16 protein-coding genes are annotated in these 19,831 nt (G+C 72.1%); 3 read left to right on the top strand and 13 right to left on the bottom strand.

Annotated elements, in window-relative coordinates:
* Position 1: 1 nt before the first annotated feature.
* Both epsC and M3667_RS01725 read left to right on the top strand, forming a co-directional pair.
* A complete protein-coding gene (gene epsC / locus M3667_RS01720) occupies positions 2-571 on the top strand; it encodes a serine O-acetyltransferase EpsC (protein WP_144828574.1) in 570 nt (189 codons plus the stop codon).
* 33 nt (positions 572-604) lie between these two features.
* Positions 605-2,005: an amidase gene (locus M3667_RS01725; RefSeq protein WP_251504205.1), complete on the top strand. Its 1,401-nt coding sequence runs from the start codon at positions 605-607 to the stop codon at positions 2,003-2,005.
* A 105-nt stretch (positions 2,006-2,110) separates the two neighbouring features.
* Here the strand turns inward: M3667_RS01725 and M3667_RS01730 are convergent, their stop codons facing one another.
* The 8 genes from M3667_RS01730 to M3667_RS01765 form a co-directional block, all read right to left on the bottom strand.
* The gene (locus tag M3667_RS01730) at positions 2,111-2,704 is read right to left on the bottom strand and encodes a GrpB family protein (RefSeq protein WP_251504208.1); all 594 of its coding nucleotides are present in this window, start codon (positions 2,702-2,704) and stop codon (positions 2,111-2,113) included.
* 9 nt (positions 2,705-2,713) lie between these two features.
* A complete protein-coding gene (gene prfA, locus M3667_RS01735; RefSeq protein WP_251504211.1) occupies positions 2,714-3,790 on the bottom strand; it encodes a peptide chain release factor 1 in 1,077 nt (358 codons plus the stop codon).
* Positions 3,791-3,822: 32 nt separating this feature from the next.
* Complete coding sequence (gene rho, locus M3667_RS01740) at positions 3,823-6,060, bottom strand: transcription termination factor Rho (RefSeq protein ID WP_251504214.1); 2,238 nt, start codon at positions 6,058-6,060, stop codon at positions 3,823-3,825.
* Between the two features lie 151 nt (positions 6,061-6,211).
* A complete protein-coding gene (thrB, locus tag M3667_RS01745; RefSeq protein WP_251504216.1) occupies positions 6,212-7,144 on the bottom strand; it encodes a homoserine kinase in 933 nt (310 codons plus the stop codon).
* The gene (gene thrC, locus M3667_RS01750) at positions 7,141-8,223 is read right to left on the bottom strand and encodes a threonine synthase (protein WP_251504218.1); all 1,083 of its coding nucleotides are present in this window, start codon (positions 8,221-8,223) and stop codon (positions 7,141-7,143) included. Before thrC ends, thrB begins: the two co-directional genes overlap by 4 nt.
* Before the next feature lies 1 nt (position 8,224).
* Positions 8,225-9,592, bottom strand: a complete 1,368-nt coding sequence (locus M3667_RS01755) for a homoserine dehydrogenase (RefSeq protein WP_251504220.1) — start codon at positions 9,590-9,592, stop codon at positions 8,225-8,227.
* Positions 9,589-11,019 (bottom strand): diaminopimelate decarboxylase, encoded by a 1,431-nt coding sequence (gene lysA, locus M3667_RS01760; protein WP_251504223.1) that lies wholly within the window; start codon positions 11,017-11,019, stop codon positions 9,589-9,591. The genes M3667_RS01755 and lysA overlap by 4 nt, the downstream gene beginning before the upstream one ends.
* Before the next feature lie 137 nt (positions 11,020-11,156).
* Positions 11,157-13,454, bottom strand: a complete 2,298-nt coding sequence (locus tag M3667_RS01765; RefSeq protein WP_251504224.1) for a M60 family metallopeptidase — start codon at positions 13,452-13,454, stop codon at positions 11,157-11,159.
* 266 nt (positions 13,455-13,720) lie between these two features.
* Here M3667_RS01765 and M3667_RS01770 point away from each other — a divergent pair, with 266 nt between their 5' ends.
* A complete protein-coding gene (locus tag M3667_RS01770; RefSeq protein ID WP_251504226.1) occupies positions 13,721-14,752 on the top strand; it encodes a hypothetical protein in 1,032 nt (343 codons plus the stop codon).
* A gap of 25 nt (positions 14,753-14,777) precedes the next feature.
* Here M3667_RS01770 and M3667_RS01775 read toward each other — a convergent pair whose 3' ends face one another.
* Genes M3667_RS01775 through M3667_RS01795 form a run of 5 tightly spaced genes read right to left on the bottom strand, consistent with a single transcriptional unit; the run spans position 14,778 to position 19,812 of the window.
* Complete coding sequence (locus M3667_RS01775; RefSeq protein ID WP_251504228.1) at positions 14,778-15,548, bottom strand: DUF2993 domain-containing protein; 771 nt, start codon at positions 15,546-15,548, stop codon at positions 14,778-14,780.
* A gap of 2 nt (positions 15,549-15,550) precedes the next feature.
* Complete coding sequence (gene argS, locus M3667_RS01780) at positions 15,551-17,215, bottom strand: arginine--tRNA ligase (protein ID WP_251504230.1); 1,665 nt, start codon at positions 17,213-17,215, stop codon at positions 15,551-15,553.
* Positions 17,216-17,263: 48 nt separating this feature from the next.
* On the bottom strand, positions 17,264-18,067 hold the full coding sequence (locus M3667_RS01785) for a transglutaminase family protein (RefSeq protein ID WP_251504234.1): 804 nt from the start codon (positions 18,065-18,067) through the stop codon (positions 17,264-17,266).
* 54 nt (positions 18,068-18,121) lie between these two features.
* Complete coding sequence (locus M3667_RS01790) at positions 18,122-18,658, bottom strand: hypothetical protein (protein WP_251504237.1); 537 nt, start codon at positions 18,656-18,658, stop codon at positions 18,122-18,124.
* Complete coding sequence (locus tag M3667_RS01795; protein WP_251504240.1) at positions 18,655-19,812, bottom strand: serine/threonine-protein kinase; 1,158 nt, start codon at positions 19,810-19,812, stop codon at positions 18,655-18,657. The genes M3667_RS01790 and M3667_RS01795 overlap by 4 nt, the downstream gene beginning before the upstream one ends.
* Between the last annotated feature and the right edge of the window lie 19 nt (positions 19,813-19,831).

Raw genomic sequence — 19,831 nt, forward strand, 5'->3', positions numbered from 1 at the left:
CGTGGGGGTCCTCTCCCGAATCCGCGAAGACGTCTCCTCCGCCAAACTCCGCGACCCCGCGGCGCGCGGTGCGCTCGAGATCGCCGTGCTCTACCCGGGTCTTCACGCCGTGTGGTCGTACCGCATCGCGAATCGCCTGTGGCGACGGGGTCTGCGCTTCCCCGCGCGGGCCCTGTCGCAGGTGACCCGGTGGCTCACGGGCATCGAGATCCACCCCGGAGCAACGATCGGACGCCGGTTCTTCATCGATCACGGCATGGGTGTCGTCGTGGGCGAGACGGCCGAGGTCGGCGACGACGTCATGCTCTACCACGGCGTCACTCTCGGCGGTCGTCAGCGCGAGGGCGGCAAGCGGCACCCCACGCTGCACGACGGGGTCGCCGTGGGCGCGGGGGCCAAGATCCTCGGTCCCATCACGCTCGGTGCGCGTTCCGTGGTCGGAGCGAACGCCGTGGTGACGCGCGATGCGCCCGCCGACAGCGTGCTGGTGGGGGTGCCGGCCACGGCCCGCACGCGCCGCGGGGGCGAAGACACCCGTGCGCTGCTGACCACGCCCGAGTACTGGATCTGACCGCCTGCGCCGGCATCGCCGTAGGCTCGGACAATGCCCCGTCTGCACGACCTCTCGCTCGTGGCCCAGGTCGACGGACTCCGCGGCGGTGACCTCTCGCCCGCCGAGCTGACGACCCACTACCTCGATCGCATCGACTGCCACCGCGGTCTCGGAGCCTTCGCCGAGGTGACTCCGGAGGCCGCGCTCCGACGGGCGTCCGACCTTCGCCGGCCGGCCGACGGAACGCTGTGGGGCGTTCCGCTGGCAGACAAAGACCTCGTCGCCCGCGCCGGCGTGCCCACGCGTTACGGCTCGCGCGCGCGGATCGACCACGTGCCCACGGCATCCGATCCCCTCGCCGCGGCGCTCGACGCCGCCGGAGCGATCAACGTCGGCAAGACCAGCACCTCCGAGTTCGGCCTCACCGGGTTCACCGAACCGTTGATCCACGACCCGGCGCGCGACCCGTGGCGCCTCACCGCGGGCGCGGGCGGCTCGAGCGGCGGGGCGGCGGTGGCCGTCGCCGCGGGACTCCTCCCCGCGGCCGTCGGTTCGGACGGCGGCGGCTCGATCCGCATCCCCTCGGCGACCGTGGGGGTCGTGGGCCTCAAACCTTCGCGCGGGCGGCTCCCGATCGGCTCGGGCTTCGACTCCCCCGACGGGCTGTCGGTCACGGGACCGATCGCGCGCACGGCGGAAGACACGGGCCTCCTGCTCGACGCCCTCATCGGCCTCGCCCCCTTCTCGTACGCGACGGCCGCCCCCGGAACCGGCCCCTTCGTCGACGCCGCCCGACGCGACCCCGGCCGGCTGCGCCTCGGCATCACCACCGTCTCGCCGTGGGACGACGACGAAGACATCGTTCTCGATCCCGACGCCCGCACGGCCTTCGACACGGCCACCGCCTGGCTCGACGACGCCGGACACGCGGTGGCGGATGCCGACTGGCATCCGTTCGGCTATGCGGAGCTCTTCCACGTGCTCTGGCGGGCGAGTGCCGCACGCATTCCGCTGAGCGACGCCGATGCCGAGCTCGTCGAGCCGCTCACCGCGTGGCTCGTGCAGGAGGGGCGTCGCCTGTCGGCCCTCGACCTGCTCGGCGGACTCGCGGCCGCCCGGGCGTTCGAGCGTCGCACGATCGCCGACTTCTCGGCCTTCGACGCCGTGCTCACCCCGGCTCTGGCGCAGCCGCCCCAGCCCGTCGGTTCGTACGCGGGGCACAGCCCCGAGCGCACGTTCGCGATGCAGGTCGAATACGCGCCGTATTCGAGCTTCGTCAACGTCGCGGGCCTTCCCGCGCTCACGATCCCGGTGACGACGGATGCCGCGGGCCACCCCGTGTCGGTGCAGCTCGTCGGTCGCCCGGGGGGCGAGGGCACGTTGCTGTCGCTCGCCGCTCAGCTCGAGGCCCGCCGGGGCCCGCTCCCCCATCCGCCCGCCTGGGACGTCTGACGCTCCCCGCGACACAGCGCAGGAGATCCGGCCTCTTCCCGGCGCCGTCGTCGGTCTACGGACGGGTGGCGCCCGCGGATCCTGCGTTGTGGTCTCGGGATGATGTCAGGGCAACAGGCCGGCCGCGGCGAAGGCGCGGGCGTAGATCTCGCGGATCACACCCTCTTTGCGGGCGTTGTACTCGCTCATCAAGCCATCGGTCGCGACAGCGCGCTTGACCGCGGCGTACCGCTCACGGTCGGCCTCGTCGGCGCGCAGCCAGTCGCGGAAGATACGGTGCCGTGCGGCCTCGGGGCTGTCGGGCGGCCACACGTGCAGGTTGGCGGCCGGCTCGGCCGACACGAGGCAGCGGTGCCCGAGCCACCATGGCTCGCGCACGCGCAACACGAAGCCGAGCGCCTCGAGTGCCGGCACGTACGCGTCCTCGTCGTCGGTGTCGGCGACCGTCAGGTCGATGTCGATGACGGGTTTGGCGGCCAGCCCCGGCACCGACGTCGACCCCACGTGGTCGATCCTCAACGCGCGCTCCCCGAGCGCCGCGGCGATGCCCGCGCGGAGCGTCTCGTAGAGCTCGGGCCACGCGGCATCCGGTTCCACGATCTCGATGTGCCGCACCTGCTCCGCGGCGCCGACCCACGGCGAGAGTCCGGGCGGGGGCGGGGTGTCGTCGAACGACACGATCTGGGCGGCGGTGAGCACCACCCGAGCTTAGGAGTCGGCGAGGGCCGCGAGGCGCGCTTCTTCGTCGGCCGTGATCGCCGACTCGATGATCGGGCCGAGGGCGCCGTCCATCACCTGGTCGAGGTTGTAGGCCTTGTATCCGGTGCGGTGATCGGCGATGCGGTTCTCGGGGAAGTTGTACGTGCGGATGCGCTCGGAGCGATCCATGCCGCGGATCTGCGACTTGCGCGCATCGGCGGCGACCGCGTCGCGCTCCTCCTGCTGCTTGGCGAGCAGGCGGGCGCGCAGCACGCGCATACCGGCTTCGCGGTTCTGCAGCTGCGACTTCTCGTTCTGCATCGACACGACGATGCCGGTGGGAACGTGGGTGATGCGCACCGCGGAGTCGGTCGTGTTGACGGACTGACCGCCGGGGCCCGATGAGCGGAAGACGTCGATCTTCAGGTCGTTCGGGTCGATGCCGACCTCTTCGGGCTCGTCGACCTCGGGGAAGACCAGCACGCCGGTGGTGGAGGTGTGGATGCGACCCTGCGACTCGGTGGCGGGCACGCGCTGCACGCGGTGCACTCCGCCCTCGTACTTCAGGTGCGCCCAGACACCCTGAGCGGGGTCGCTCGAGGATCCCTTGATCGCGACCTGGACGTCTTTGTAGCCGCCGAGGTCGGATTCGGTGCGTTCGAGTAGTTCGGTCTTCCAGCCCATGGATGCCGCGTACTGCAGGTACATGCGCAGGAGATCGGCCGCGAAGAGGGCGCTCTCGGCCCCACCCTCGCCGCCCTTGATCTCCATGATCACGTCACGGGCATCGTCGGGGTCGCGTGGGATGAGCAGGCGCCGCAGACGCTCCTGCGTCTCACTCACACGTTCCTCGAGCGCCGGGACTTCTTCCGCGAACGCGGAGTCCTCCCGGGCGAGCTCGCGAGCCGCCTCGAGGTCGTCGGACGCCGCGGTCCACGCTTCGTGGGCCGCGACGATCCGCGACAGTTCGGCATAGCGCCGGTTGACGCGCTTGGCGCGCGCGGCGTCCGCGTGCACGGCCGGGTCGGAGAGTTCCTCCTGGACGGCCTTGTGCTCCTCGAGCAGTCCGCGGACCGACTCGAACATGGCGGGTTCCGACATCGCGCCTCCCGCCCCGATCAGCGGATGCTGTTGTCGTCACCGCCGCGCGCGGGCGCCGGGATCGACTTCTGCATCTGCACGAGGAACTCGACGTTCGACTGGGTCTCCTTGAGCTTGCCGAGCACGACCTCGAGGGCCTGCTGGGGCTCGAGGCCGGCCAGCGCGCGACGCAGCTTCCAGGTGATCTTGACCTCGTCGTTCGACAGCAGCATCTCCTCGCGGCGCGTGCTCGACGCGTTGACGTCGACGGCCGGGAAGATGCGCTTGTCGGCGAGCTGGCGGTTCAGGCGCAGCTCGCTGTTGCCGGTGCCCTTGAACTCCTCGAAGATCACGTCGTCCATCTTGGAGCCGGTCTCGACGAGCGCGGTGGCGAGGATCGTGAGCGATCCGCCGTTCTCGATGTTGCGCGCGGCGCCGAAGAAGCGCTTGGGCGGGTACAGCGCCGAGGCGTCGACACCGCCGGACAGCACGCGGCCCGAGGTGGGGGCGGCGAGGTTGTACGCGCGACCGAGGCGGGTGATCGAGTCGAGGAGCACGACGACGTCGCGGCCGAGCTCGACGAGACGCTTCGCGCGCTCGATGGCCAGCTCGGCGACCGTGGTGTGGTCTTCGGCCGGACGGTCGAACGTCGAGGCGATGACCTCGCCGCGCACGGTGCGCTGCATGTCGGTGACCTCTTCGGGCCGCTCGTCGACGAGAACGACCATGAGGTGGACCTCGGGGTTGTTCGTCGCGATCGCGTTGGCGATCTGCTGCAGCACGATCGTCTTACCGGCCTTGGGGGGCGCGACGATCAGGCCGCGCTGGCCCTTGCCGACCGGGGCGACCAGGTCGATGATGCGCTGCGTGAGCTTTTCGGGACCGGTCTCCAGGCGCAGGCGCTCCTGGGGGTACAGGGGCGTGAGGTTGTTGAACTCGACGCGGGTGGCGGCGTCGTCGACCGACAGACCATTGATCGAGTCGACCTGCACGAGCGCGTTGTACTTCTGACGGCCCTGCTGCTCGCCCTCGCGGGGCTGCTTGATGGCGCCGACGACGGCGTCGCCCTTGCGGAGGTTGTACTTCTTGACCTGACCGAGCGAGACGTAGACGTCGCTCGGGCCGGGCAGGTAGCCGGTGGTGCGCACGAACGCGTAGTTGTCGAGCACGTCGAGGACACCGGCGATGGGGACGAGCACGTCGTCTTCGCCGATCTCGGTCTCGAACTCGTCGCCCGTGGTGGTCTGGCCGCGGCGCTTGTTGCGCTGACGGTTACGGCTGTTGGCCGCGCCGCCCTGCTGCTGCTGCGCCTGCTGGCCGTTCTGGACGTTGTCACGCTGCCCGCCGTCACGCGGGCCGCCGTCGCGCTGGCTGGCATCACGCTGGCCGCCGTCGCGCTGGCCGGCGTCACGCTGGCCACCGTCGCGCTGGCCGCCCTGCGCGCCGTTGTCGCGAGCGTTGTCGCGGCCGCTCTCGCGCTGGCCGCCCTGCTGCTGCGGGGCCTCGGCCTCGTCGACGGCGGGCTGGGCGGCGTCGGTCTTGTCGGCGTCGGTCTTGTTGCGGTTGCGGTTGCGCGAGCGGCTGCGGCCACGGCCACGGGCCGGGGTCTCGTCGGCCTGCTCGGCCGCACCGTCGGCGGACGCGGCGTCTGCCTGCGCGGAGTCGGCCTGCTCGGCGTCGCCCTCGGCGGGTGCGGCGTCGGCTGCGGGAGCCTCGGCTGCGGCAACCTCGGTGGCGGGAGCCTCCTCGACCGCGGGGGTCTCGGTGCTCGCGTCGGCCTCGGCGGCCACGTCGGCGGCCGTGGTGACGGGGGTGGTCGCGGCCTCGGCGGACGCGGCCTCGGCGGCGGCTGCCTCAGCAGCGGCCTTCTCCTCGGCGGCGGCGGCTTCGGCGGCGGCCGTCTCTTCGGCGGTCGCGCTCTTGGCACGGCGCGGGGCACGCTTGCGCGGGGCGCGCGCGGGCTTCTCGACGGGCGCTGCCTCTTCGGCGGCGGGCTCTGCGGCGGCCTCGGCGGCGGGCGCCTCCGCAGCGGCGGGCGCGTCGGCGACCGTCTCGGCCGGGGTCTCGGCGGCGAGAGCGTCATCGGCGAACAGTGCCTCGGGGGCGGCGTCGGCCGGGGCCTCGGCGGCCTCCGGGGCCGCTTCGCCCTCGGCCGCAGCGGGCGCGTCGGTCTGTTCGGTGTCGGTGCCCTCCACCGCAGCCGTGGGCTGCTCTTCGGCGGGGGTCTCGGCGCCCTCGGGCGCGTCGACGGGCTGGGTCTCGGAGATGGACTCCACGAGTGCTCCTCAGGATGAAACGTGATCAGATCGCGCGTCGTCGTGCAGATCGCAGACGACGGACACCAGCGGTTCGGGAGACTGCAGCCGATACCGGGTTCGCGATGTGTTGCGGATTTCGCAGGTGGTGCAGAGGCTCAGATTCGCGAATTTACGCGGAACCCTCTGCGTTTTTCACTGTACCACCCTTGACGTCGACGGCGAGCATGAGCGCCTGCCACGGGGTGTCGACGACGGATGCCATAAGATCCGCGGCCGCGAGTCGCTGTCCCGGCCCATCGGCGAGCACCAGCACGCTCGGGCCCGCACCGGACACGACCGCGGCATATCCCTCCGCGCGGAGGGCGCGCACGAGCCGGTCGGTCTCGGGCATCGCCTGCGCGCGGTAGTTCTGGTGCAGCTTGTCTTCGGTGGCCGCCATCAGCAGCTCGGGGCTCTGGGTCATCGCCGCGATCAGCAGCGCCGAGCGCGAGACGTTGAACACCGCGTCTTCACGCGGCACCTGCAGCGGCTGGAGACTGCGCGCGACCGCCGTCGACATCGTGAAGCTCGGCACGAGCACCAGGGGCGACACTCCGCGGTGCACGATCAGCTGCTTGTGCTGGGGGCCGGCGGCATCCATCCACGCGATCGTCAGACCGCCGAACAGCCCGGGGGCCACGTTGTCGGGGTGGCCCTCCATCTCGGTCGCGAGGCGCAGCAGGTCGACATCGCCGAACGCGACCTCGCCCTCCAGCAGACCCTTCGCGGCCAGGATGCCGGCGACCACGGCCGCACCGGACGAGCCCATGCCCCGCCCGTGCGGGATGACGTTGTGCGCGGTGAGGCGGAGCCCCGGCAGGGTGCGGCCGACCGAGGCGTAGGTGTGCGCCATCGCACGCACGACGAGGTGCGACGCGTCGCGCGGGACCTCGGCGGCCCCCTCGCCCTCGACCTCGATCTCGAGACGGTCTCCCTCGAGCTGCTCGACGACGAGCTCGTCGTAGACGCTCAGTGCGAGGCCGAGGGTGTCGAAGCCGGGCCCGAGGTTCGCGCTGGTGGCGGGAACCCGGACGGCGACCCGACGGCCGGGGCCTGAGCTCACGCGGTCACCGGCTGCAGGTCGAGCACGGAGGCGACCTCCGAGGTGGCGGCGTCGACGACGGTCGGCTGCACGTCGGTGCCGTCGGACTGGCGCAGGGCCCACTGGGGGTCCTTCAGGCCGTGGCCGGTGACGGTGAGCACGACCTTGGCTCCGGCGGGGACGACCCCGGCCTCGGCACGCTCGAGCAGACCCGCGACGCTGATCGCCGAGGCGGGCTCGACGAAGATGCCCACCTCGCCGGCGAGGATCTTCTGCGCCTCGAGGATGCCGGCGTCGTCGATTGCGCCGAAGTAGCCGTCGGTGGCCTCGCGGGCTTCGAGGGCGAGATCCCACGACGCGGGGTTGCCGATGCGGATGGCGCTGGCGATCGTCTCGGGCTGCTTGACGACCTCACCGCGCACGAGCGGGGCGGAGCCCTCGGCCTGGAAGCCGAACATGCGGGGCACGCGCGTGGCGACGCCGCGGGCGGCCTCTTCGCGGTAGCCGCGCGAGTAGGCGGTGTAGTTGCCGGCGTTGCCGACGGGGATGAAGTGGAAGTCGGGGGCGTCGCCCAGAACCTCGACGACCTCGTAGGCGGCGGTCTTCTGCCCCTCGATGCGGTCGGGGTTCACCGAGTTGACCAGGTGCACCGGGTAGTGGTCGGCGAGCTCGCGCGCGATCTCGAGGCAGTCGTCGAAGTTGCCGCGGATCTGGATGAGCCGACCGTTGTGCGCCACGGCCTGGCTGAGCTTGCCCATGGCGATCTTGCCCTCGGGCACGAGGACGGCGGCGGTGATGCCGGCGTGGGCGGCGTAGGCCGCGGCCGAGGCCGAGGTGTTGCCGGTCGAGGCGCAGATGACGGCCTTCGCGCCGTGCTCGACGGCGCGCGAGAGGGCCACGGTCATGCCGCGGTCCTTGAACGAACCCGTCGGGTTCATGCCCTCGTACTTCACCCACACGTCGGCGCCGGTGCGGCGCGACAGCGCGGGAGCGGGCAGCAGCGGCGTGCCGCCCTCGCCCAGGGTGACGACGGTGGAGGCGTCGGTGACACCCAGACGGTCGGCGTATTCGCGGAGGACTCCGCCCCAGAGGTGTGCCATGTCAGTTCCCTTCCACACGCAGCACGGAGACCACGCGCTCGACGACGCCGCTCGCGGCGAGACGCTCGACGGTCTCGCTCAAATCCTGCTCGCGGGCCTTGTGTGTTCCGATGACCAGGCGGGCCGATCCCGCGCCGGTCGCTGAGCCTTCTGCTTCGTTCGCTGAGCCCGTCGAAGCGACGGCATTGGAAGACGCCTCGATCACGGTCTGCTCGACGGTCGCGATCGACACGCGACCTTCGCTGAGGATGCCCGCGACCGTGGCCAGCACGCCCGGCTGGTCGTCGACCTCGAGCGTGATCTGGTAGCGCGTGATGACGTGCCCGATCGGCACGGCGGGCAGGTTGGCACGGGTCGACTCGCCCACGCCGATGCCGCCGGCGATGTGGCGGCGCGCGGCCGAGACGACGTCGCCGAGCACGGCCGAGGCGGTCTGTACGCCGCCGGCGCCGGCGCCGTAGAACATCAGGTCGCCCGCGGCCTCGGCCTGCACGAAGACGGCGTTGTTCGCACCGTGGACGCTCGCCAGCGGGTGCGTGCGCTCGACGAGCGCGGGGTACACGCGCACCGAGATCGACTCGCCGCCGCCGTTCTCACCGGCGAGGCGCTCGCACACGGCGAGGAGCTTGATGACGTAGCCCGCGTGCCGGGCCGACTCGATCATCGCGGCGTCGACCGTGGTGATCCCCTCGCGGTGCACGGCGTCGAGCGGGACGGTGGTGTGGAAGGCGAGGCTCGCGAGGATCGCGGCCTTCTGCGCGGCGTCGTAGCCCTCGACGTCGGCGGTGGGGTCGGCCTCGGCGTAACCGAGGGCCTGCGCCTGGGCGAGCACGTCGCCGAAGTCGGCGCCCTCGGTGTCCATGCGGTCGAGGATGTAGTTGGTCGTGCCGTTGACGATGCCCATGATGCGCACGACCCGGTCGCCGGCGAGCGAGTCGCGCAGCGGTCGGATGATGGGGATCGCACCCGCGGCGGCAGCCTCGTAGTAGACCTCGGCGCCCACCTGGTCGGCGGCCTCGAAGACCTCGGAGCCGTGCGTGGCCAGCAGCGCCTTGTTGGCGGTGACGACGTCGGCGCCCGAGGCGATCGCGTGCAGCACCTGCGTGCGGGCGGGCTCGATGCCGCCCATGAGCTCGATGACGATGTCGCTACCGACGATGAGGGTGTCGGCGTCGGTGGTGAACAGCTCGCGCGGCAGGTCGACGTCGCGCTTGGCGTCGAGGTCGCGCACGGCGATACCGGCGAGTTCGAGCTTCGCTCCGGCGCGGTCGGCGAGCTCGTCGCCGTGCTTGAGAAGCAGGTCGGCGACCTGCGAGCCGACGGCGCCGGCGCCGAGGAGCGCCACGCGGAGCGTGCGGTAGTCGGTCATTCGGTGTCTCCGTGGGGTGTTTTCGTGGGGGCGGATGCCGGGATCCCGGCGTCGCGCGCGAGAAGGTCGTCGATGCTCTCGCCGTGGACGATCACGCGGGCCCGTCCGTCGCGCACGGCGACGACCGGCGGACGCGGGGTGTAGTTGTAGTTGCTCGCGAGTGAGAAGCAGTAGGCGCCGGTGGCGGGCACGGCCAGCAGATCACCGGGGGTGACGTCGGCGGGCAGGTACTCGGCATCCACCACGATGTCGCCCGACTCGCAGTGGTGGCCGACGACGCGCGAGAGCGCCGGGGTCGCGCCGCTCGTGCGCGAGACCAGTCGCGCCGAGAAGTCGGCGCCGTAGAGGGCGGGCCGGGCGTTGTCGCTCATGCCGCCGTCGACGCTGACGTAGGTGCGGTCGAGGTCCTCACCCGCCGTCACGGTCTTGACCGTGCCGACCTCGTAGAGGGTGATGCCGGCCTGACCGACGATGACGCGGCCGGGCTCGGTGGCGACGTCGGGCATCGGGATGCCGCGCACCGCGCACTCGTCAGCGATGGCGTCGACGATGCCGTCGGCGATCTCTTCGATGGGCTTCGGGTCGTCGACCGAGGTGTACGAGATGCCGAAGCCGCCGCCGACGTTGAGCAGGGGGATCTCTCCCCCGGCCAGCAGGTCGGCGTGCAGGTCGACGAGGCGTGCGGCCGACTCGCGGAAGCCGGAGGAGTCGAAGATCTGCGAGCCGATGTGGGCGTGCAGACCGACGAAGTGCAGGCTGGACAGTTCGCGGATGCGAGCGACGGCTTCAGCCGCCCCCTCGAGCGAGAAACCGAACTTCTGGTCTTCGTGGGCGGTGGCGAGGAACGCGTGGGTCTCGGCGTGCACGCCCGTGCGCACGCGCACGAGCACCGACTGCACGGCGCCGCGACGCTCGGCGATGGCGGCGAGACGCTCGATCTCGATCGGGCTGTCGACGACGACCGAGCCGATCCCCACCTCGACGGCACGTTCGAGCTCGGACACGCTCTTGTTGTTGCCGTGGAAGCCCAGGCGTGCCGGGTCGGCACCGGCGGCGAGCGCGACCTCGAGTTCACCGCGCGTGCAGACGTCGACCGCGAGTCCTTCGTCGACGACCCAGCGCACGACCTCGGTCGAGAGGAACGCCTTGCCGGCGTAGTACACGCGGGCACGGATGCCGTGGCGCGCGGCCGCCGCGTCGAAGGCGGCGCGAGCGCGACGCGCGTGGGCACGCACCTCGTCTTCGTCGAGCACGTAGAGGGGGGTGCCGAAACGGTCACGGAGGTCGAACACCGACACCCCGCCGACCTCGACGGAGCCGTCGGCGACGCGGTGTGCGGACGAGGGCCAGACGGAGGCGACGAGCTCGTTCGCTTCGGCCGGGGCGGTGAGCCAGGCGGGCACGAGCGCGGAGTGCGAGGCGGACACAGGGGGACCAATCGGGTTTTGCGGCGACGCGACGGCCGCGGATCACGGCTCCCACCCGCGCGGAGAGTCACGCGGCGGGCAGTCCTTGCAGTCTAGGGCACGTCGTATGCCGCACCTTTCCCACGCCGGGGCGACGGTCACACCACGAAACGCCCCTCTCGGATCGCGAGGGTCTGCGGCCGCGTGGTCACCGCGTCGACCCGGACACTGTCGCGGTACACGCGCACGCGGTCGACCTCCGCGGCGTTCACGACGAGGGTGAAACCGTCGGCCACGGGGAAGCCGTCGAGCGCCGTCACGACCTTGTCGTGCGTCTCGTCGCCGTTCACCGACACGCTCGCGAGCTCGGCGCCGTCGGCATCCGTCAGGGTGAGCTCGTAGTAGAGCCGCCCCTGGAAGTAGTAGTCGTGCGGGCGGATGCCGGTCGAGGTGGCTGTGAGGTGGGTTCCGTCGCGGCTGATCCCGACCCACCCGGCGAGCCAGTCCATGATGCCGACGAATTGCAACGCCGACACGGCGGTCACGGGGGCCGTTCGCCACAGGGCCTCCTGCGTGCCGTCGGGTGCCTGCAGCACCGCGACGATGCGGCCGGTCGCGGCGCCCAGGTCGTTCGCGGTCGATTCGGTGATCGCGACGGCGCTCGTCGAGCCGCCGAGCGTGGAGAGCCCCGACACGCGCGCGGACGAGCCGTCGTGCTCGCCCAGGTCGACGGATCCGTCGACGAGCGAGAGCGATCCGACGGGCAGGTCGTATCCGACGGTGCGCTCCACGACCGCGTCGTGGGAGTCGACGGCCGCCCAGATCGGGTTCTGCAGCGCCGGGTACGACGAGAGGGACGACAACACGGAAGCCGACAGGGGCACGCCCCACTGCGTGAAGAAGGGACCGAGGTCGCGGTCGGCGACCCGCGAGGCGATGGCCGCGAAGAGGTCTTTCTTGTCCTGGTCGGGCTCGGGCATCGACTGACGGCGGATGCGCCGCACGCGATAGGCCTGATTGAGCGCGGGATAGAAGGCGTCGCCGAAGGATCGGCGGAGCTGTTCGAACAGGTAGAGGCCGAGGAACGGATCGTCGGCGCACAGCTGCGCGTGGTCGCGCTCGTCGAGTGGGCGGGCGAGGTACTGCGCGGCGCGGTCCTTGCGGTCGGCCTCGTCGTCGAGGCGGTTCTCACCGGTCAGCCGGTTCTGCAGGGCGAGGGCCGAGATGTTGACGGTGACCTCCATCAGCCCGCTCCAGCGATAGGCCGGCGCCTGGAAGGTGTGACCGACCTCGTGCCAGATCCCCCAGCTGTCGGTGTCGGTCAGCAGTGTCTCGCTCGCCCCGGTGTCGACCTGGAAGCACACCCACTGGCTCGTCGCGAACGCCCACCCGCCACCGGAGTCGGGCCCGCCGAAGTACACGCGACCCGGGTTCTTGCGTGCGACTCCGACCGCGGCGCGCGAGAGCCCGTAGACGTCGCAGGTGTACGCGACGACCCGGTCAAGACGCAGGACGACGTCGGCCGGATCCCACGCGACGCCACGCGACGCGAGGTCGTCCACCACCCGTCGCTGCACGTCGGCGAAGGCCCGCTCCCCCACCAGCGTCACGACGGGAGCGGCCGTCCACGCGGCGAGCTGGGCGGCGAACTCATCCGCGGTGGTCTGATCCTTCACCCACACCGGGTGCGGGGCTCCACCGGAGATCGTCAGGGCTCCGGAGCGTTCGGTGGAGCTGTTGCGGACGAAGACGAGGCCGTCCTGGGGCGCGGTGATGCTCTGCGCACCCGGCGACAGGGCGATCACGCTGAGGTCCTGCTGCTGCCCCGCGTTGAAGGCGCGCCACGGTCCACGCACCCCGATCACGAGCGACATGCCGGCGGGCGCGTCGGCTGCGACGACGACGTCGAGCGCGTCGCCCGCGAAGACGTACCGCCCGGTCGGCTGCAGGTCGCTGTGGGCGAACTGGCGGTTCTCGACCGCGGCGACATCGTCCTGGTTCCCGTGCGGGAGTGCGATCACACGCGTGGTCGCACCCGAGGAGTCGTGCGTCGAGGCCCGCGGCGCCCGCACCTCGAAGGCGCAGCTCGCGGTTCCCGATGCGGCGGCCACCGAGAGGGTGCCCCCGCCCGCCGCGGCGTCGCCGCGGACGCGCAGTGTCGTCTCGTACACCCCCGTCGCGTCGGTCAGACCCGCAGGCTGGTCGATGACCCCCTGGTCGGGGTCGCCCAGCGCGAGCACGACGGGTCGTCCTGCGAGCGGCGCACCGTCGTCGTAGGGGCTCGTGACGCGCACCGCGACCACCTCGTCGGGATAGACCGACGCGGGCGAGGTCGTCACCGTCCAGCCGCGCACGGCGCTCGAGGTCGACGCGGGCGCGGCCGCGACGGCGGCCACCGCGGGGACGGCCCAGGCGCCGGCGGCGAGCACGCTGCGACGGGTGAGGGGAATGCTCATCGATCGGCCTCCGGATCGGGGACGGCCCGTCGCGGGAGATCCGGCGGGCGCGGGGCAGCGTACGGCCGCGCGCCCTGCCCGCTCCTCGCCGGGACACTCACCCGAGCGCAGACCAGAGAAGCGCGACCCACGGGTGAGCCCGCGGGCGATGCGCGGGCACCCCCCTCCTGACCGGCGACGACTGCGTGCGAACCGCGACCTAGGGTGGCCCGGTGTCGTCCTGCCCCACTGTGCCCCCGCTCCTCGTCGACGCCGTCGGATCACGCGTGGCGATCGACCATTCGGGGCTCGACCCCGACGCACGGGCCGCGGTCGAGAGCGCGTGGCGCGACGCCCGCAGCCGCGACGCCGTCGCTCCCGACGCCACGGTCGTCGCCGACCCGTCGATCTCTCGCGCGCGCATGCTCTCCGACCTGTCGAGCGCCGTCACGCAGGCCGCCATCGGTGCCGGGCGCGGAAAGCGCTGGATGCTGCACGCGGCGGGCCTCGCGGCATCCGACGGCCGCGTGATCGTGCTGGTCGGCGCCTCGGGCGCGGGCAAGACCACCGCAACGCGCACCCTCGCCCGTCGATGGGGCTACGTCTCGGACGAGACGGTCGGCATCGATCTCGACGGCACCGTGCACCCGTACCGCAAGCCGCTGTCGATCATCACCGACGGCCACGAGGTCAAGGTGCAGCGTGCCCCCGGCGACCTCGACCTGCGCGGGCTCGAGTCGACCCGCCTGCGGGTGGGCCGCATCGTGCTGCTCGACCGCCGCGCCGACCTGCGACGAGCCCGGCTGGTGCCCGTGTCACCGGCCGAGGCCCTCACCGCCTGCGCCCCGCACTCGAGCGCGATCACCTCGCTGCCGCGTCCGCTGCACGCGATCACGCGTCACCTCGACGCGACCGGGGGCGCACTCCGGGCGGAGTACACCGAGGCGGAACAGCTGCTCGCGCTGTGCGACGACCTCGACCTCGCGGCCGGGCCGATCGAACGGCCCCCGCTCGACGAGGTTCCGCTGCAGGTCGCGGAGGCGACGGGGGGCCCGCGATATCGGCTGGCGGATGCCGTGGACTCCCTGTCGTTCGACGACGGGCGCCTCGCCGTGCTCACCGCCACCTCCGCGGGGGCGGGCACCCTGCGCGTGCTGGCGGGGCTGGCTCCTTCGCTGTGGAAGGCCGCCGACGGCGCGACGCTGGACGCACTCGAGGACGCGGTGATGCACGGACTCGGCGACGAGACGGCGGGTCCCGCGGTGCGCGGCATCCTGGATCAGCTCGTCGCGGCCGAACTGCTGCACGTCGAGGTCTGACGCGCCCGCGACGCGCGGGAGCGGTTCAGCCGCAGTTGCCGTCGGCCTGCAGCGCGGGGTCGTCGAGAATGCCGCCGGCGACGTCGAAGGTCGCGACGAGGTCTTGCCCTTGCACGGTCGCCGAGGTGAGCGTGAGCCCCGCCGGAAGGCGATCGGCGATGCACAGGCTCTGCGTCTGAACGAGCGGATCGGCGATGCCGCCGAACTGCCCGCGGAGGGTGTCGGCGTCGATCGCGTTGCCGCCCACCGAGAAGGCGGAGGGCGTGAGGGTCAGGTCGCCCTCGGCCGCACCGGGAGACACCGTCGCCCCGATGGGGATGGCGATGCCGAACAACGACAGCGAGGTCTCGAACGTCACGTCGGGGGCGGCGACGGTGACGGTGCCCGAGGGGAAGTCGGGAATCTGCGCGAGCAGCGACCGCACCTGCTCCTGGTCCAACCGCACCGAGGCGACTCCCCCGTCGGCCGCCGACGCGCCCGAGACGGGGACTCCGCGCAGCTCCACGCGCACGTCCCCGGTGATCGGTCCGAGCGTGACGTCGTCGGACGACACCGTGACGTCGTCGAGCCGCCCCGTGATGACTTGCGGCAGCACGAGGCCGCTGAGCTGCACGTCGACGTCCTGATCGGCGGGGAGACCGACGTTCTTCACCACGAGCGTGCGGACCGTCCCGGTCACGACCGAGCGCGCGATGAATTCCGCTGCGACGAGGGCGGCGGCGAGGAGCACGACGACCACCACGAGCACCGCGATCCAGCGGCCGGTTCGACGGCGCGGCGCCGTGGCATCCGTCATCGTTACATCCGCTCCGGAGCGCTGACGCCCAGCAGGGTCAGGCCGTTGCGCAGCACCTGGCCGGTCGCGTCGTTCAGCCACAGGCGCGTGCGGTGCACCGGCTCGACCGGCGCGTCGCCCTGCGGGATCACGCGGCAGTTGTCGTACCAGCGGTGGTAGAGACCCGCGAGCTCCTCGAGGTAGCGCGCGACGCGGTGTGGCTCGCGCACCTCGGCGGCGTAGGCGAGGATGCGCGGGAACTCCTGCAGCGCGCCCAGCAGAGCCGACTCGGACTCGTGAGAGAGCAGCTCGGGCGCGAACTCGGACCGCTCGACCCCGGAGGCGTGCGCGTTGCGCGCGACGTTGTGCGTGCGCGCGTGGGCGTACTGCACGTAGAACACCGGGTTGTCGTTCGTGCGCTTCTGCAGCACGTCGAGGTCGATGTCGAGGTTGGAGTCGGCGGAGCTGCGCGTCAGGGCGTAGCGAGCGGCATCCACCCCGACGATCTCGACGAGGTCTTCGAGGGTGACCACGGTGCCGGCGCGCTTGGACATGCGCATCGGCTGTCCGTCGCGCACCAGGTTGACCATCTGGCCGATGAGCACCTGCAGGTTGACGTAGGGCTCGTCGCCGAAGGCGGCGCACATCGCCATGAGGCGCTGGACGTAGCCGTGGTGGTCGGCGCCGAGCATGATGATGCAACGGTTGAAGCCGCGCTCGCGCTTGTTCAGGTAGTACGCCAGGTCGCCGGAGATGTAGGCCGGGTTGCCGTCGGACTTGATGACGACGCGGTCCTTGTCGTCGCCGAACGCCGTCGAGCGCAGCCACGTGGCGCCGTCGGCCTCGAAGATGTGCCCGAGCTCGCGCAGGCGCGCGACGGCGCGCTCGACCGCACCCGAGTCGTGCAGGTCGTTCTCGTGGAAATAGACGTCGAAGTCGACGCCGAACTCATGCAGCGACTGCTTGATCTCGGAGAACATGAAGTTCACGCCGAGCTCGCGGAAGGCCTCCTGCTTGGCATCCGCGTCGAGGGCGTCGATGTCGCCGTCGTACGCCTCGGCCACGCGCTTCGCGATGTCGCCGATGTAGGCGCCGCCGTAGCCGTCTTCGGGGGTCGGGTCGCCCTGGTGCGCGGCGACGAGGCTGCGCGCGAACCGGTCGATCTGCGCGCCGTGGTCGTTGAAGTAGTACTCGCGGGTGACCTTCGCACCCTGCGACGCCAGGATGCGCGCGAGGGCGTCTCCGGCCGCGGCCCAACGGGTGCCCCCGAGGTGGATGGGTCCGGTGGGGTTGGCGCTGACGAACTCGAGGTTGATGATCTCGTCGCTGCGCGTCTCGTTCGTGCCGAACGCCGCGCCCTGGTCGACGATGAGCTTCGCCAGCGCGCCCGCTGCGGCGGCGTCGAGGCGGATGTTGATGAAGCCCGGGCCGGCGACCTCGACGCTCGCGACGCCGTCGACGGCCTCGAGGCCCGCGGCGATCTCGGCCGCGAATTCGCGCGGGTTCGCCCCGACGACCTTCGACAGCTTCAGCGCGGCGTTGGACGCCCAGTCGCCGTGGTCGCGGTTCTTCGGCCGCTCCAGCGGCAGATCGGCGGCGGTCAGCCCCGCCGACGAGCCCTCGCGTCGCGCCTCGGCGAGCGGAGCGATGACGGCGAGAAGGGCGGCGGAGAGGGCTGCAGGATCCATAACCCTGCAATTCTAGGCGGAGCGGACGGCCCGACCCTCCGTTCGCCCTCAGGCGATCTGCACCAGCACCCGGTGGTCGTCGGGCCCGACGGGCGCCTCGTCTTCGAGCACCGCATCGACGCGCATACTCTCGAGGCCGACGTACCCGCCGTGGTAGCTGAGGAAGGCGCAGTCCGCGGCGTCGCGTCCGGTCGCGATGCGCACGAGCGACCGGCGGTCCGACAGGCGCGTCGCGTCGATGACGTGCCACTGACCGTCGAGGTACGCCTCGGCGACCGCGTGGAAGTCCATGGGCACGAGGCCCGGCGCGTAGCAGGCGGCGTAGCGGGCGGGGACGTCCATCGCGCGCAGCAGGGCGATCACGAGGTGCGCGTAGTCGCGGCAGACGCCCTGACCGCTCGCCAGCGTGGTGACGGCACTGTCGGTGCCCAGGCTGAGTCCGGGCGAATAGGTGACGGTGGATGCCACGAACTCCGACACCGCGTCGATGAGGTCGGCGCCGACCAGTCCGCGGAACTGGCGGCGGGCCTGGCCGAAGACCTCGTCGGACTGGCAGTACCGGCTCGGACGGAGGTACGCGATGGTGTCGAGGGCGCTCGTCGCCGGTGGCGTCGCGCGCGCAACGACGACGGCCTCGTACCGGATGCTCAGCGGGCCCTGGTCGCCGGTCAGCCGGTGCAGACGGCTGCCGGCGGCATCGACCAGCTCGGTGGCCTCCCACGTGCGATCACCGCTCGAGAAGGTGAGCGTCTCCTCCGAGAGGGGAACGCCGCGCGCGGCGGTGATCTGGAGGATGAGGTCGACGGACGCCCCCAGATCGAGGTCGAGTTCGGCGGTCACGCGGCGCGGCACCGGGCAATCCTCGCACGCGGCACGCACCGCACGGGCCGCCGCGACCGCAGGGCCTCAGCCCTTCTTGCCGGGACCGCCCCCGGGGCCGCCCCCGTCTTTGCCGGGACCCTTGCCGTTGCCGTTGTTCCCGGGGTCGGGCGCCTTGTCGGCGGGGCCGTCGTTCGACGAATCGTCGCCGCCGTCGTCGGTCACCGTGTCCTGCTGATCGTCGGTCCCGGACTCCGTGGTCTGCGAGGGTTCGGGGCTCTGCGAGGGTCCGGTCGTCTGCGAGGGCTCCGGCGTCGCGGTGGGTGTCGAGGACGGCGCCGGGACCAGCGAGGTGAGGTCGGCGCGGACGGTGACGATGCGCGTGAGGATGGCGTCGGCCTCGTCGGCCGTGATCTCCCCCGCGTCGCGGCGCGCCGTGACCTCGGCCTCGAGGGCGTCGAGGCTCGTCAGCGCCGTCGCGTAGTCGCCCGTCGAGGCCTGCTCGGCGACCGTCTGCACGCTTTGCTGCCACGCGGTCGGCGTCGCGGCGGGCGGCGTGCAGCCCGCGAGCACGAGGGCCGCCGCGACCGTCGCGACGACCGCGGGAAGGGCGCGCCGCCTCACGGGGCCACCTCGCCGTAGAGGTCGTTCAGGTGCTGGTCGAGGGGCTGCGGCAGCGTCGGCAGAGCGGGTTCGTTCGCGGCGCCCGTGCTGGTCATCACGACGGCGGCGGTGATTCCCCCCGCGAGCAGGACGGCGGCGACGACCGCACCGACGATGAGCGTGCGCCGCGAGGGGCGGCGGTCCGACCGCGGCTCCTCCGCCCGACCCGCATCGCGAGGCGCCGGTTCGAAGATGCGCGTCGGCGCGGTCGACCCCGGCAGGACCCGCGTCTGCGCGGCGGCCTCCGCCGAGGGCGGCGGCACCGCCACGTCGGACAGCGTGCGCAGCGCGACGATCAGGCCCGTGGCATCCGGTCTCTCGCTCGCCTCGATCGCGGTCATGCGCTCGAGCACCTCGCGCCACGCACCGGGGAGGTTCGCGGGAAGGTCGGGGGCCGCGACCAGTCGGGCCGCGAGCGCCTCGTGCGGCGTGCGCGAGCCGAACGGACGCGAGCCCGTGAGCGCCTCGAGCAGCACCAGTCCCAGCGAATACACGTCGCTCGCGGGGGCGGCGGGCATGCCGCGCGCCTGCTCGGGGCTGAGGTAAGCGGCCGTGCCCACGACGGTGTCGGCCTTGGTCATGCGCGTCGCACCGACCAGGGAGGCGATGCCGAAGTCGGCGAGGGTGGCCCGCGGTGTCTCGCCCGTGTGGGCGGCGGGGCGGATGAGGATGTTCGACGGCTTCACGTCGCGGTGCACGATGCCGCGGCCGTGGATGACCGCGAACGCCTCGGCGATCTCACGCCCGATGCGCGCGACCTCCGGGCCGGGGAGCGGTCCGCGTTCGATCCGCCCCGCGAGCGTGGGCCCCGCGATGAGCTCCATCGCGAGGTACGCCGGAGTCGCGTCGAGCTTCGCGTCGTAGAGCGTGACGAGCGAGGGGTGCGAGAGAGAGGCCAACAGCCGGATCTCGGACCGCACCCGCGCCACGTCGGAGGGGTCGGCGCCGTCGCCGTCGATGACCTTGAGCGCGAGCGTGCGCTCGAGCGCCGTGTCGACCGCCTCGTAGACGCACGCGTAACCGCCCCGACCGAGGGTGCGGCCGAGACGGTAGCGACCATCGAACAGATCGTCGACGGCAGGGTCGTAAGCGACGGTGGGTGTCGGTTCGCTCATGGGTGTCCTCCGGGGCGGC

Source organism: Microbacterium sp. P26 (assembly GCF_023712585.1).
Classification (GTDB): Bacteria; Actinomycetota; Actinomycetes; order Actinomycetales; family Microbacteriaceae; genus Microbacterium; species Microbacterium algihabitans_A.

What these genes read in the sequence shown, in the direction of transcription:
- M3667_RS01725 (WP_251504205.1), top strand. Translation starts at nt 605, where the DNA reads ATGCCCCGTCTGCACGACCTCTCGCTCGTGGCCCAGGTCGACGGACTC.
- prfA (WP_251504211.1), bottom strand. Translation starts at nt 3,790, where the DNA reads ATGTTCGAGTCGGTCCGCGGACTGCTCGAGGAGCACAAGGCCGTCCAG.
- thrC (WP_251504218.1), bottom strand. Translation starts at nt 8,223, where the DNA reads ATGGCACACCTCTGGGGCGGAGTCCTCCGCGAATACGCCGACCGTCTG.
- M3667_RS01755 (WP_251504220.1), bottom strand. Translation starts at nt 9,592, where the DNA reads ATGACCGACTACCGCACGCTCCGCGTGGCGCTCCTCGGCGCCGGCGCC.
- M3667_RS01765 (WP_251504224.1), bottom strand. Translation starts at nt 13,454, where the DNA reads ATGAGCATTCCCCTCACCCGTCGCAGCGTGCTCGCCGCCGGCGCCTGG.
- M3667_RS01775 (WP_251504228.1), bottom strand. Translation starts at nt 15,548, where the DNA reads ATGACGGATGCCACGGCGCCGCGCCGTCGAACCGGCCGCTGGATCGCG.
- argS (WP_251504230.1), bottom strand. Translation starts at nt 17,215, where the DNA reads ATGGATCCTGCAGCCCTCTCCGCCGCCCTTCTCGCCGTCATCGCTCCG.
- M3667_RS01795 (WP_251504240.1), bottom strand. Translation starts at nt 19,812, where the DNA reads ATGAGCGAACCGACACCCACCGTCGCTTACGACCCTGCCGTCGACGAT.